A 13,451-nucleotide genomic window follows, 5' to 3' on the forward strand; every position below is an offset into this window, starting at 1 on the left:
TTTTAGCCCTTCGGCTTGAGCCGGCTGAGCATCGCATCCAGCACCGAAGCCGCGATCTCGCCGGCGCTTTGTGTGGTCAGGATGTCGAGCCGGCGGTCCACCTCCAGCGCCACCGCGCCATGAACCGCGACATAAAGCTGCTCGGTCAGCCGCATGGCACGATTGTCATCCAGATCGGGCGCATGTTCGCGGAGCAGCTCTGTCAACCGCCCCATCAGGCCCCGGACCGCCTCGCCATACCAGGCGGGGAAAGTCTCGCGCTGGCGCGTACCGCCGAAAAGCGCGCTCCACAAAGCCGGGTTGCGACGCATGAAAGAAATATAGCTCTGGCAGATCAGATGCAGCCGCGCCGCAGGGGTGCCAGTGTCGGGCAATGTGTCAAACAGCTGTTCAAGCCGGGCAAAGGTCTCGCGATTCACCTCCATCAGAATATCCGACATCGAGCCGAAGACATTGTAGATCGAGGCCGCAGTATATCCGACCTCACGCGCGATCGCGCGGGCCGAGAGACCCGGGACGCCTTCGCGATCCAGGATCCCGCGTGCAGACTCAAGGATGGCCTGGCGCAGCTCTGCCCGCGGCACACGCTGGGGTCGGCTCATATTCGCCTCCGTAAGGTTTTGCATACTGAACGTTGTTCAAAAACTTCTTGACGCAAAGCCCGGCCCAGGTCAAGGGTTAGTGAACAATGTTCAATAAGGTGCGTCATGCAGAGTACATCCCATCGGAACAGCCCACCTGCGATGCGGATTCTCGGAACGGGTATGTATCTGCCGCAACAGCGCCTTGCCTCATCCGCGATTGACCAGCGGTTCGGCTGGGCTGCGGGCACCACCGAACGCCGCTATGGGCTTGCCGCCCGCCATATTGCCGGGCCCGAGGAAAGCACATCGATGATGGCGACCGAAGCGGCGCGCCAGGCGCTTGAGGTGGCCGGGATCCGCGCGGGCGATCTCGATCTGATCCTTGGCGCCTGCGGGGTGATGGAACAGGCGATCCCTTCGACCGCGACGCTGGTGCAGGCCCGGCTTGGGCTGGGGAAATCGGGTATTCCTTCTTACGACGTGAATGCGACCTGTCTGAGTTTCGTGCAGGCGCTGGATCTGGCCGCGATGCGAATAGCCGCCGGGCGGGCGCGCCGGGTGCTGGTGTTTTCCGCCGATATCGCCTCGGTCGGGCTGGACTGGTCCGAACCCGATACGGCGGCGATCTTCGGCGATGGCGCGGCGGCGGTGGTTCTGGGCGCAGATGCGGGCGAAGGCGTGCTGGCAAGCCGGTTTGAAACCTATTCCGAAGGCCGGGCCGCCTGTGTGCTTGAAGGCGGCGGCACCCGTTACGGCGGCACCCGCGATCCGGAACTGCTCGACCGCACCAATGTGTTTCATATGGATGGGCAGACCGCCTTCCGCATCGCGGCGCGCTATCTGCCGCGTTTCCTCCGGGCGCTCATGGACGAGGCGGGTGTCGGCTACAACGATCTGGCCTGTATCGTGCCGCATCAGGCCTCTGGCCCGGCGCTGGATCACGGGCTGGAGCGGCTGGGGATACCGCCCGATAAGGTGATCCGGACCTTCGGGCAGCTGGGCAATCAGATCGCGGCCTCGATCCCGAATGCCCTGCATCACGCGATCACCTCGGGGCGCCTGCAGCGCGGCGAACTTGCCCTGCTGATCGGCACCTCGGCGGGGCTGTCGCTGGGTGGCATGGTGGTGCGCTGCTGATGGCGATTCTGATCACAGGGGCGACAGGGTGTCTTGGCGGCGGTATCACGCGGCAGTTGCTGGCCGCAGGTGTCAGGGTCATTGGCCAGGGTCGCGATCTGCGGGCCGGCGCAGAAATGGTGCAGCAGGGCGCGGAATTTCTGCCGCTCGATCTCTGCGATCCGGTGCCGCTCGAGCCGGTTTTAGCCGGCACAGAGACTGTTTTCCACTGTGCCGCCCTGTCTTCGGCCTGGGGTCGCGCCCGCGATTTCCAGGCGCTGAATGTGGATGCAACCCGCAGGTTATTGGACGCGGCACGTGACGGCGGGGTGAAACGGTTCATCTTTGCCTCTTCCCCCAGCATCTATGCCAATGGCTCCGACCGGCTGGATCTGACCGAAGACGCGCCCCTGCCCGCACACTTTGCCACCCATTACGCCCGGACCAAGGCGGAATCCGAGGCACTGGCGCTGTCTTATGACCAGCCCGGCGCGATGCGGGTGGTGGCCCTGCGCCCCCGTTCGATCTATGGGCGCGGCGACCGGGCGCTGATGCCGCGTCTTCTGACGGCGATGCGGCGCGGGACGCTGCCCCTGATCTCGGGCGGCGCGGCGCTGATTGATGTCACCCATGTCTCGGATGCCGCGCGCGCGATGGTTCTGGCCGCAGCTCACGCCCAAAAGGTCGGAGGGCGGGTGTTCAACATCACCTCGGGCGAGAGTTGGCGGTTCGCGCAGCTTGCCGATGCGGCGGCGGATCTCTTTGGCCTCACGCCGCGCCGCAGGCACCTGCCCTATGGGGTCGCCATGACAATCGCCACCGGGTTCGAGGCCCTGCATCACCTGTTTCGCCCCGATATCGAGCCGGTGCTGACCCGCCAGGCCGTGGTCTCGCTGGGCCGCAGCCTGACGCTCGACATCTCTGCCGCACGGGCCGATCTGGGATATCGCCCGCAAGTGACCCTTTCAGAAGGGATCCGCGACTATGCTGCCTGAACTCATCCCGTTTCGCGTCGGATATTGCTGCGCCCCCGCCAGGCTGTCGCGCCGCGATGCGGGCTGGCGGCCCATCCGCTTTCCCGCCGGTGTCGTGCTGATCCGCCATCCGGGCCTCGGCGATATCCTGTTCGATACCGGCTACGGACCTGCCTTTTTCGAGGCAACCCGCCCCTTCCCGGAACGGCTCTACCGTTGGCTCACGCCAGCGCAACTGGACGCAGACCAGCGCCTGCCCGCTCAGCTCGGCCGCCATAGCGCACAGATCCGGCAGGTGGTGCTCTCACATCTCCATGCCGATCATATCGCAGGGCTGTTCGGGATGGATCCGATCCCGCCCGTCATCACCTCGCGCAAAGCCTGGGATCATCTGCACCAGGGCAGCCGCCTCGCCACGCTGAAAGCGGGGTGTCCCGAAGGGCTCAGGCGGCGGCTTCAGACTCTGACACCGCAGTTTTTCGAAGATTTCCCGCAGGCCGCGCCCCCGGATGGCAGCAGCGGCCTGGGATTGTTTCACGACATTTCCGGCACTGGCAGCCTGCTTGCAGTGGCCTTGCCCGGGCATGGTCATGGCCAGTTCGGCCTATACCTGCCCCAGACCACCAGCGGCCCGGCCTTTCTGATCGCCGATGCGGCCTGGAGCCGCCAGGCGCTGCGCGATGGCTGCCCGCCGCCCGATTACACCCTGCGCCGCCTTGGCGATGCAGCGGCCTATCTCGCCACCTTCTCGGCCCTGGCCGATCTCGCCCGGAACCGGCCCGACATCACCTTCTGGCCGTCCCATTGCCCGGAGGCCTTTGCGTGACCCCCTCGCCCCTCACCGCCTTTCTGGCCGCACGTTACGGACGCGGCTTTCGCTCGCGCGCGGAAATCATCGCCTGGCAGGCCGCCGGGCTGCGCCGCCTGCGCGAGCAGATCATGCCGCGCTCGCCCTTTCACGCCCCCTTTGCCGCAAGGCGCATTGCGGACTGGCCAATGATGAACAAGGCCCGGCTGATGGAGCATTTTGCCCGCATCAACACCTGTGGCATTCATCGCGATCAGGCCCTGGATATAGCGCTGAAATCCGAAGAGAGCCGCGATTTTTCACCGATGATCGGCGAGGTGGCGGTGGGGCTTTCCACCGGCACCTCGGGGCAGCGCGGGCTGTTTCTCAGCGACAAAGGCGAGCGCGCGCTCTGGGCGGCGGTGATGTGCGGCCGGTTCTGGCCCGCGCCGCTTTTGTCGCGCCAGCGGATCGCGTTTTTCCTGCGCGCGAATAACGCGCTCTATGAAAGCCTTTCGAACCCGCTGATGCAGTTTCGTTTCTACGATCTTCTGTCTGAGTTCGAAGCGCATCTGCCTTTGCTGAACCAGCAGAACCCGACCGTGCTGATCGCCCCGGCGCAGATCCTCGGCCTGATCGCAAAGGCGCAGGCGGCGGGGCAGATCCGCATTCGCCCAAAGCGGATCATCTCGGTCGCCGAGGTGCTCTCTCCCGAAGATTGCGCGGTAATAGAGACTGTTTTCGACCAGCGTCCGGATCAGGCCTATCAATGCACCGAAGGCGTTCTGGGCTATACCTGTCGCCATGGATCGCTGCATCTGAACGAGCGCTATATCCATTTCGACCGCGATGTGATCGACGAAACGACCGGCGCCTTTTGCCCGGTGATCACCGATTTCACCCGGCAGAGCCTGCCGATCCTTCGCTACCGGCTGGATGATGTACTGATCCCCGATCCGGAGCCCTGCCCCTGCGGCTGCGCGAGCCAGCGGCTGAAACGGATTGAAGGGCGCGCTGATGATATCCTCTGGTGGGCCGGCGCGGATGGCAGGCCGCGCATGGTGCCCTCGGACGCGATCCGCCAGGCGGTGGCAACCCTGCCGGTGCCGGTGCGCGACTACCGGGTGATTGAAGAGGCGGGGCGGCTGACGGTCTGGCTCGACACCACGGTCGGGGAAATCGCCATCCCGGCGATGGAGCATTCGCTTACCCGCCTCGCCGCCGGCCTTGGCTGCATCCCGCCGGTGATGGAGTTCCGCACCGGATTGCCCGCCGATCTGGCCGCAGATCCGGGCGCCAAACGGCGGCGCGTGCTGGTGCGGCGCTGACAGGGGCAGTCTGAATGCGGTCAGTCTGAAAGGGACTTGCCAGCGCAGGGGCGTGACGGGCAGGCTGCCATGATGGACAAGCTGCAAGATATCCTGAACGAGATCACTGCCACGCTCGCGAGCCGCGAAGAGCGCGGCCATCCCGCCGATTACATCCCGCCGCTGGCCCATGTCAGCCCGAAGCATTTCGGCATCGCAGTCGCGCTGAATGAGGGCGGGCTTTTCACGGCAGGCGAGGCGGATCTGCCTTTCTCCATCCAGTCGATCTCCAAGGTTTTCACCCTGACACTGGCGCTTGGGATGTATGGCGACGCGCTCTGGCGCCGTGTCGGGCGCGAACCTTCGGGAAGCGCCTTCAATTCCATCGTGCTGCTGGAACAGGAAAAGGGCATCCCGCGCAACCCGTTCATCAATCCGGGCGCGCTGGTGGTGGCGGATGCGCTGCTGGCGCATGCCCGGGCGCCGCGTGAGACGATTGGCGAGATCCTGCGGTTTTTGCGTTTCATCTCGGATGATGACACGATCAGCGCCGATCCGGCGGTGGCGCGCGCCGAAAAGGCGACCGGTTTTCGCAATGCGGCGCTCGCGAATTACCTGCATTCCTGGGGCAATCTGACCAACCCGCCGGACCATGTGCTGGGCGTCTATTTCCACCATTGCGCGGTCACCATGAGCTGCGCGCAACTGGCCCGCGCCGGGGGTATCTGGCCAATGGCGGTAAGAATCCGGTGACCGGGCGCTCGGTGATCTCGGGCGTCAGGGCGCGGCGGATCAATGCGCTGATGCTGACCTGCGGCCATTATGACGGCTCGGGCGATTTCGCCTACCGCGTTGGATTGCCCGGGAAAAGCGGGGTCGGAGGCGGGATCCTCGCGGTTGTGCCAGGGGTGGCCTCGATTGCCGTCTGGTCGCCGGGGCTGAACGCGAATGGCAATTCGCTCCTGGGCGCCGAGGCGCTTGAGATGTTGTCGCAGCGGATGGGCTGGTCCGTGTTCTGACGCCCCGGCTTCTGATCAGCGCGTCAGGTAATCGCGGATGATATCGACCTCTTCCGTCGCGCCAAAGACCAGCGGAATATGTTCGTGATGGGCCTCGGGCAGACGGGTCAGGATCGTGTTGATGCCATCCGTCGCCCTGCCGCCCGCCTGTTCGATCAGGAAGGCAATCGGAAACGCCTCGTAAAGCGTGCGCAAGCGCCCGTTCTCATAACCTTTGCGGCTGTCGGCGGGATACAGAAACGCGCCGCCCTCGATCAGGATGCGGTGGAGTTCCCCCGCCGCTGCCGCGAGCCAGCGCATATTGAAATCGCGCCCGCGCGGGCCGTCACGGCCAAGCTCCATATCGCAGACCCAGTCCTGCAACCCTTGCGCCCAATGCCGCTGGTTCGAGGCGTTATAGGCAATTGTCGAGGCCTTCGGCTTCAGTTGCACATTGGCATGGGTCTGGCGGAAGTCGCGCCCCTGCGGGTCGTAGCCAAAGATCTGAACGCCCTCGCCCAGCGTAAAGCCGTAATCCAGTGAATGGCCGATCGAGGCATAGCCCGCCGCCACGATCTCAGCCCCTGAGCGCAGGAAATCGGTGCCTTTGGCCGGGAAGACCGCGAAGAACATGCCCAGAGGTGCCCCGATCCCGATGGAGTTTGATCCGTCAATCGGATCCATCGCCACATCCCAGAGCCCGTCCGGGTTCAGGGTGACGATATCCTCGGCCTCTTCCGACAGAACAAGCCGGACGCCCGCATCGCGCAAGTAAGGCAGCACATAGTGATGCGCCGCGTCATCCATCGCTTTCTGTTTGTCGCCGCTTTCATTGATGCCGATCACCGCGGCCGGGTCAGAGTAAAGCCGCCCCGCCGCAAGCCGCGCCGCAATCCCGGGAAGCGCCTCTGCAAAGGCCCGGATCACGGAAACCGGGCCGGATTTGCCGGTCAGGTGATCTTCAAGACGCATCCCGTCAGGCGCGTGATCAGCGGGGAGGGTCAGCATCGGCAACTCCGCAAATAGGTGGGGCGCGAGAGGAGGAGGAGGAGTTCGCGCCCCGACAAGCCCCGTCGGGGATAGACCCCGGGGGCTTGTTGTTCAATGGGGCTCAGCCGCCCGAAAGCTTCGCGTTATATTTCGCGCCGACCGCGTCGATGGCATCGACATTGCTGGCGGATTTGCCGGCGGCGTCGAAGTTTTCGGTTTCCGAGAGCCAGGCATCGGCAATGGCTTTCGCCAGTTCCGGCCCGATGACGCGCGCGCCCATGGTGATGATCTGGGCATTGTTCGACAGGGCCGCGCGGGTGGCGGAATAGGTGTCATGGGTCAGTGCTGCACGGATGCCCGGCACCTTGTTCGCCGCGATGCAGACACCGATGCCGGTGCCGCAGACGAGGATCGCGCGGTCATATTGGCCCGCCATCACCTCGGAGCCGACGCGGTCCGAGAGGTTGGCGTAAAACGCATCCGGGCCCGCATCGGTGCGCGAGATTTCCGAGACCTCGAATTTGCCTTTCAGGTGATCGGCCAGGATTTTGGCGAGACCTTCACCGGCGCTGTCGCCTGCGATTGCAAGTTTCATCTGTCTTCCCTCACAGTTTGGCGCTGACTTGCGCCATGATACCCAGATAGCCCTCGACCTCCCAGGCCGAGCGACCGACGAAAAGACCGTCAATATGCGGGCACTGGATCAGTTCCTCGCAATTGCCGGGGTTGACCGAACCGCCATAGAGGCAGGCCACGCGGCGGCCCAGAACCTCGGTGGCGACCGCGATGATTTCGGCCTGGCGCGCATCGGCATAATCGGCTTTCGCCGGGATGCCGTTGACACCGATGGCCCAGACCGGCTCATAGGCCAACAGGATCTCGGCCTGTTTCTGTTCAGGGGAAAGGCGCTCCAGCGCAGAACGGGTCTGTTTCGCGAGCACCTCGGACGCGCGGCCCGAATTGCGGTCTTCCAGCGTCTCGCCGATGCAAATGAGCGGCACGAGGCCGTGGCGGATCGCGGATTCGGTCTTCAGCCCGACGCCTTCATCGGTCTCGCCAAACATCTCGCGGCGCTCGGAATGGCCGAGCTCGACCATATCGAGACCCGCATCTTTCAGCATCATCGGAGAAATCTCGCCGGTGAAGGCGCCCTCGGATTCCCAATGCATATTCTGCGCGCCGACCCTGACCGAAGTGTCCTTCAGCATCGCTTTGATTTCACGCACATAAAGATAAGGCGGGATGATGAAACGCTGGATGCGCGGGTCGCGATCTTTGTCTGATGCGATCAGGCCCTCGGCAAAGCGCTTTGCTGCGGCCCAGTCCTTATGCATCTTCCAGTTGGTGCCGATCCAGGTTTTCCCGGTCCAGGTCTCTTGTGCCATTCTCTTTCCTCTTCAGTCCAGCAGCGCGCGCGCTGTCGGCTCATCTGTGATCAGCCCGCTCAGCCGGCCGCTGGCCAGCACGGCCCGGATGGCGTGGTGTTTGTCGGCACCGCCCGCGATGGCGACGATGCGGTCGCCCCCGGGCCGGAACCCGACCGAAAGCGTGCGGGCGGTCAGGCTGGTTTCCACCTCGCGCCCGAGCGCGTCAAAGAAATGCCCCAGCATCTCGCCCGCGCCGCCGGTGGCGGTGATCTCTTCAATCTCGCGCGGCTCAATCATGCCCGAGGCCACCAGCCCCGCCCCGGCATCCGCCGTGCCAATCCCCACCAGTTTCAGCCCGGCCCCGGCCGAAAGGTCGAAAATCTCGCGCACGCCGGGCTGCGACAGCAGTACCTCGCGATCCGTGACCGAGCGGGCAAAGAACGGCACCGGCAGCACAAAGGCCATTGCGCCGGTTTTTTCCGCCAGGCTGTGCATCACATCATGCGGATTGGCTGCGTAATTTCGCGTAAGCCCGCCCAGAAGCGAGACAAAGCTGACGCCGGACGCATTGATCCTGGGCAATTGGCGCACGGTCGCCTGCATGGTCCGGCCATGGCCCAGACCGATCACCGGCGTTTCGCCCCGTTCGATCTCGCGCCGCAAAAACCCGGCGCCCGCCATGCCGAGGGCGCGCAGAGGCATCCCCTCTTCGCCCAGATCCGGCGCCACTTCGCAGTAATCCAGCCCGTAACGGCGCGACAGCCGGTCTTCAAATTCCACACATTCGACGATGTCGCCGTCAATCGTGACCTTGACCGCGCCCTCAAGCACCGCCCGGGCGATCAGCCGATGGGTCTTGACGGATGCAAGCCCCAGCCGTTTCGCCACCGCGGCCTGGGTCAGCCCGCCTGCGTAATGCAGCCAGGCCGCGCGGATCGCGAGGCTTTCTTCGGGGTCAATGTCGCGGCGCGGTGCCATTGTCGTCCTGGGGTTAAGGCTGTTGCCCTGGGTTAACGCGGCGTCAGATATGCAGGTCCTGCACACCGGTGTCGATATGCGGCGCCCAGAAGGCGACGCTTTCCGCGATCTGCGCAATCACCTGGCGGTCATTCGGTTCCCGCTCCTTGAAGCTCAGCTCAAGGCAGATCTCGTTATCCACCGCCCCGCCTTCGCGGAAGGCGGCGAGCAGCGGCTCGGGCTGGATGCGGCCTTTGGCGTTGAAATCGGCGGTGAAAGGCTTGTGGCCGGATTTGTCCATCATCGACTGCTTGATATGGATGATCGGCGAAAGCTTCGGGACCGCCCGCGCCCAGGCATAGGGGTCGGTGTCATCGGGGTTCGGGCTGGTGACATCGCCATGGTCGATATCGGCCATCATCCACATCGGCACCGCCATATTCGCCGCCGTCAGCCGGTCTTGCAGCGCGATGGCCTCGCGGATCGTCTCGCCGAATTCGCGGCCCACCGACATCGGCTCCCAATAGACATATTTCAGGCCCGCGCCTTTGGCATGTTCCGCCACTTCGGCCCAGTGGTCGATGGCGATTTGCGTCAGCTCTTCGCGCCGGGCCTGGTCGTCGAAATCCTTATAGGTGAAGATCGCGAACTGGGTGCCGACCGAAACGCCGCCCAGATCGGCGGTGATATCGGCAAAGGTCTTGAACCAGTCGGTATAGTAGCGGCGCACATCCCGGTCCGGGTGGCCAAAATGGTTCAGCCGCCCGTAGGGCCCGGTCATGCCGGAGGTTACCCGCACCCCGGTGCGGGCCTGAGCCGCCTGCATCTCGCGCGTCAGACGGCGGATCACCGGGGCGGGCCAGGACGGGTTGATGAATTCATGCGTCAGCTGCAGGTCGCGGATCCTCAGATCGCGCGCCACGGTCTCGATCAGGTCCGAGGGTTCCGCGAAACGGTTCACCAGCGGGTTGGTGTTCAGGGAAAGTGTCAGTTTCATGCGCGCGCCCCCGCTTTCCAGCCGTCAAACCAGGTGGTGAATTCCGCAAGCTGATCTTCGGTCAGGTGCAGCTTGTGCTTGGTGCGGCGCCAGAGAATGTCTTCCGCCTCCATCGCCCATTCTTTCGCCACCAGGTATTTCACCTCGGCCTCATAAAGATCGCCGCCGAAATGCCGGCCAAGACCGTCGACCGAGGTCGCGCCCGCGATCAGATCCTTCATCCGGCTGCCATAGCGGCGGGCATAGTAAAGGATGAGCGCGCGCGGCATCCAGGGGAAGGCCTCCCGCTGGGTCTCAATAAAGCTCTCATAATCCGCGTTCGGCATCTCGCCACCGGGGAGTTTCGCTGTCGCGGTCCAGTCCGGCCCCATCTGCGGGAAGATATGTTTCAGCTTATGCATCCCGCGCTCGGCCAGCTCGCGGAAGGTGGTGATCTTGCCGCCAAACACGTTCAGCATCGGCGCGCCGCCGGTCTCGTCGAGATCAAACACATAGTCGCGGGTCACCGCCGAGGGGTTCCCCTTGCCATCGTCAAACAAAGGCCGCACGCCGGAATAGGCATGGACCACATCCTCACGCCGCAGCTTTTCCTTGAAATAGCGGTTCACGCATTTCAGCAGATATTCGATCTCACTCTCGTTGATCTCGACGTCTTCGGCGCGGCCTTCCCAGGGGATATCGGTGGTGCCGATCAGCGCCATATTCCCCTCATAGGGGTTGATGAAGATCACGCGCTTGTCGTGGTTCTGCACCAGATAAGCATTCTGCCCGGCCCACCATTTCGGCACGATGATATGGCTGCCCTTGACCAGCCGCACGCCGCGCGTCGATTTGGTATGGGCGACATTCTGGATCACGTCCGAGACCCAGGGACCCGCACAGTTCACGATACATTTGGCGCGGTAGGTCTGCTCCTCACCCTTGTGATTGCGAACGGTCACCGTCCAGCCCCCATTCTCGCGCACAGCAGAAGTCACCGGCGAGCGGGTCAGGATCGTCGCGCCCTTTTCCGCTGCGCCAAGCGCGTTCAGCGCCACGAGCCGCGCGTCATCGACCCAGCAATCCGAATATTCAAAGCCCTTTTTGTACTGATCGAGGATCGCCGCCCCTTCCGGGTCACGATGCAGGTTCAGCGTCCGCGTGCCGGGGAGTTTCTTGCGGCCCCCCAGATGATCATAAAGGAACAGCCCAAGGCGCACGAGCCAGGCGGGCCGGTCCGTCGGCGAATGCGGCAGCACGAAGCGCATCGGCCAGATGATATGGGGTGCGGCGTTCAGGAGAACCTCGCGCTCGATCAGCGCCTCGCGCACCAGGCGGAATTCGTAATATTCCAGATAGCGCAGCCCGCCATGCACCAGCTTGCCCGAGCGCGAGGATGTCCCCTGCGCCAGGTCGTCTTTCTCCGCCATCACCACGGAAAGCCCGCGCCCGGCTGCATCGCGCGCCATACCGGCACCGTTGATGCCGCCTCCGATCACAAAGAGGTCGATCATATCGGTCATGTCATTCTCCTGACGGGCGGCGGGCGCGGGACAGCTGATCCCAGACCGGGACCAGCGCCTGCCGCGCCGATTGATAGGCGGGAAAGATGCGGTGATAGGCGTCAACAAGGCCCGCATCCGGGGCTTCGGGCGCGCCCAGAAGCGGGATCACCCATTCATTGACGCAATCATCCATGGATTTATAGGCGCCGATGGCAACGGCGGCCATCATAGCGGCCCCTGCAGCCCCGGCCTCATCGCGGGCTGATACCCGGACAGGCGCATCAACCGAAGCCGAAAAGATCTTACGTAAAGCGCCCGACCGCGCCGCGCCCCCGGTCAGCCGCAACTCTCCGGGCAGTTTGCCCATCGCCGCGTAGCAATCGCGCATGGCGTGCCCGAGGCCCTCGGTCACCGCGCGCAAGAGATCGGGGAAGCCGTGATATTGCGAAAACCCGGTAAAGCCCGCACGGGCCTGAGCATTGACGAAAGGCCCGCGCTCACCCGCCTCGGAAATATAGGGGTGATAGACGATCTGACCGGGCTGGCTTTCCGACAGCCATGCGTCGATCCGCGAGACCAGCTCTTTATGGCTGACCTCATGACCAAAGGCCTTGAGCGCATCGCCGGCCAGGCCAAGCGCCCAGTCGACATTCAGCGTGGCCGCCATATTGGTCTGCACCTGGGTCACCACGCCGGGGACCGGCAGGCAGATCACATAGCCGGTGCCTTCCTCTTTCAGATGCACATCCTGCCATCTGACCGCCCGCATATGCACCCCGGTCGAGCCCACGGTCGAACAGGCGACATCCTCGCCGCCGCCGCCATAGACCCCGGCGCCAAGCGCGGTCATCACCATATCGACATAGCCGAGGCTGACCGGCGTTCCGGCCCTGAGCCCGGTCGCAGCCGCAGCCGCAGCACTCAGCGGATGCGTGACTTCGGTGCCCTCGACGATCGGCGGCAGCAGATGGCGCTGAGCCTCAAGCCCGAGGGCCGCGATCACCGTGTCATCATATTGCCGGTTGCGGTAATTCCCGAAGGTGAAACTCGCCTCTGACGGGTCGGTTGCCCGCACCCCGGTCAGGTTCAGGTAAAGCCAGTCCTTGCAATGCAGCGCGACCTCAGCCGCCTCCAGCAATTCAGGCCGGAAGCTTTGCATATGGGCGATCTGGCTGCCCATCTGACAGGTGTTGAGCCCGGTGCCGGTGGCCTCGAACCGCGCGCGGTTTTCAGCACAATGGGCGAGCCGCTCGACCGTCGGCGCCGCGCGGGCATCAAGCCAGAGCCAGGCATCGCCGACCGGGCGGTTCCCCGCCCCGGCAAGCCAGGTGCCGTCGCCTTGCCCCGTCACCGCCAGCGCGGCGGTGCGCCCCGCCAGCCCTTCGACCAGCTCGCCCAACTCACGCAAGGCGCGGGCGCAATCATCCCAGGTCTGGCCCAGGGGCTGCGTCGCCGATCCGTCAGCGGCAGTCGCGTAGCGATTCGGCACCGCAGCCGAGGCCAGTTGCCGCCCCGCGAGATCAAAAGCCACCGCCTTGATCACCGAAGTGCCCGCGTCAATTCCGATCAGAATGTCAGTGCCGGCCATGTCCGGACCCTCCCCCAGCCGCCATGACAGCCCTTGCGGCGGTCACGCCAGTGCGGACCCGCAGGGATGCCGGAGCAAGATCTCTCTGCCGCCCGATATGAAAGCCGATATGCAATCCATCCCTCCCGCCGATCCGGTCGCATCCGCGACCTCCCCCGTTTCGGCTGAAAAATCCAGGCCCGCATTTTGCCATGCAGACCCGCGCGAGGTATATCCCACAATCATACCATAGTGAATGAATTTTTTTACGGACAAAGTAATTTATTTCAGATATTCTTGGGGAAAGGAGCCAGCATCCGGCC

14 protein-coding genes are annotated in these 13,451 nt (G+C 64.2%); 6 read left to right on the forward strand and 8 right to left on the reverse strand.

Annotated elements, in window-relative coordinates:
• Positions 1-2 precede the first annotated feature (2 nt).
• The gene (locus QNO18_RS02955) at positions 3-602 is read right to left on the reverse strand and encodes a TetR/AcrR family transcriptional regulator (protein WP_283176457.1); all 600 of its coding nucleotides are present in this window, start codon (positions 600-602) and stop codon (positions 3-5) included.
• Positions 603-764: 162 nt separating this feature from the next.
• Between QNO18_RS02955 and QNO18_RS02960 the strand changes: the two genes are divergently transcribed.
• The 6 genes from QNO18_RS02960 to QNO18_RS25580 all read left to right on the forward strand — a co-directional run bounded on the left by QNO18_RS02960 (position 765) and on the right by QNO18_RS25580 (position 5,787).
• Positions 765-1,721: a 3-oxoacyl-[acyl-carrier-protein] synthase III C-terminal domain-containing protein gene (locus QNO18_RS02960; protein ID WP_283176458.1), complete on the forward strand. Its 957-nt coding sequence runs from the start codon at positions 765-767 to the stop codon at positions 1,719-1,721.
• On the forward strand, positions 1,721-2,695 hold the full coding sequence (locus QNO18_RS02965) for an NAD-dependent epimerase/dehydratase family protein (protein WP_283176459.1): 975 nt from the start codon (positions 1,721-1,723) through the stop codon (positions 2,693-2,695). Before QNO18_RS02960 ends, QNO18_RS02965 begins: the two co-directional genes overlap by 1 nt.
• A complete protein-coding gene (locus QNO18_RS02970) occupies positions 2,685-3,500 on the forward strand; it encodes an MBL fold metallo-hydrolase (protein WP_283176460.1) in 816 nt (271 codons plus the stop codon). Before QNO18_RS02965 ends, QNO18_RS02970 begins: the two co-directional genes overlap by 11 nt.
• Positions 3,497-4,789, forward strand: a complete 1,293-nt coding sequence (locus QNO18_RS02975) for a F390 synthetase-related protein (RefSeq protein ID WP_283176461.1) — start codon at positions 3,497-3,499, stop codon at positions 4,787-4,789. Before QNO18_RS02970 ends, QNO18_RS02975 begins: the two co-directional genes overlap by 4 nt.
• 72 nt (positions 4,790-4,861) lie before the next feature.
• A complete protein-coding gene (locus tag QNO18_RS02980; RefSeq protein WP_349293827.1) occupies positions 4,862-5,521 on the forward strand; it encodes a glutaminase in 660 nt (219 codons plus the stop codon).
• Positions 5,518-5,787: a glutaminase gene (locus QNO18_RS25580; protein WP_349293828.1), complete on the forward strand. Its 270-nt coding sequence runs from the start codon at positions 5,518-5,520 to the stop codon at positions 5,785-5,787. The genes QNO18_RS02980 and QNO18_RS25580 overlap by 4 nt, the downstream gene beginning before the upstream one ends.
• A gap of 15 nt (positions 5,788-5,802) precedes the next feature.
• Here QNO18_RS25580 and QNO18_RS02985 read toward each other — a convergent pair whose 3' ends face one another.
• The 7 genes from QNO18_RS02985 to QNO18_RS03015 form a co-directional block, all read right to left on the reverse strand.
• Entirely contained in the window at positions 5,803-6,774 is a 972-nt protein-coding gene (locus QNO18_RS02985) for a class 1 fructose-bisphosphatase (protein WP_283176462.1), read from the reverse strand.
• A gap of 103 nt (positions 6,775-6,877) precedes the next feature.
• Positions 6,878-7,351: an RpiB/LacA/LacB family sugar-phosphate isomerase gene (locus QNO18_RS02990; protein WP_283176463.1), complete on the reverse strand. Its 474-nt coding sequence runs from the start codon at positions 7,349-7,351 to the stop codon at positions 6,878-6,880.
• Positions 7,352-7,361: 10 nt separating this feature from the next.
• The gene (locus QNO18_RS02995) at positions 7,362-8,141 is read right to left on the reverse strand and encodes a triose-phosphate isomerase (protein WP_283176464.1); all 780 of its coding nucleotides are present in this window, start codon (positions 8,139-8,141) and stop codon (positions 7,362-7,364) included.
• A 12-nt stretch (positions 8,142-8,153) separates the two neighbouring features.
• The gene (locus QNO18_RS03000) at positions 8,154-9,101 is read right to left on the reverse strand and encodes a sugar-binding transcriptional regulator (protein ID WP_283176465.1); all 948 of its coding nucleotides are present in this window, start codon (positions 9,099-9,101) and stop codon (positions 8,154-8,156) included.
• A gap of 43 nt (positions 9,102-9,144) precedes the next feature.
• Complete coding sequence (locus QNO18_RS03005) at positions 9,145-10,077, reverse strand: TIM barrel protein (RefSeq protein ID WP_283176466.1); 933 nt, start codon at positions 10,075-10,077, stop codon at positions 9,145-9,147.
• Positions 10,074-11,579: a glycerol-3-phosphate dehydrogenase gene (locus QNO18_RS03010; RefSeq protein ID WP_283176467.1), complete on the reverse strand. Its 1,506-nt coding sequence runs from the start codon at positions 11,577-11,579 to the stop codon at positions 10,074-10,076. Before QNO18_RS03010 ends, QNO18_RS03005 begins: the two co-directional genes overlap by 4 nt.
• A 1-nt stretch (position 11,580) precedes the next feature.
• A complete protein-coding gene (locus QNO18_RS03015; protein ID WP_283176468.1) occupies positions 11,581-13,149 on the reverse strand; it encodes an FGGY-family carbohydrate kinase in 1,569 nt (522 codons plus the stop codon).
• Between the last annotated feature and the right edge of the window lie 302 nt (positions 13,150-13,451).

The organism is Gemmobacter sp. 24YEA27, assembly GCF_030052995.1.
Classification (GTDB): Bacteria; Pseudomonadota; Alphaproteobacteria; order Rhodobacterales; family Rhodobacteraceae; genus Pseudogemmobacter.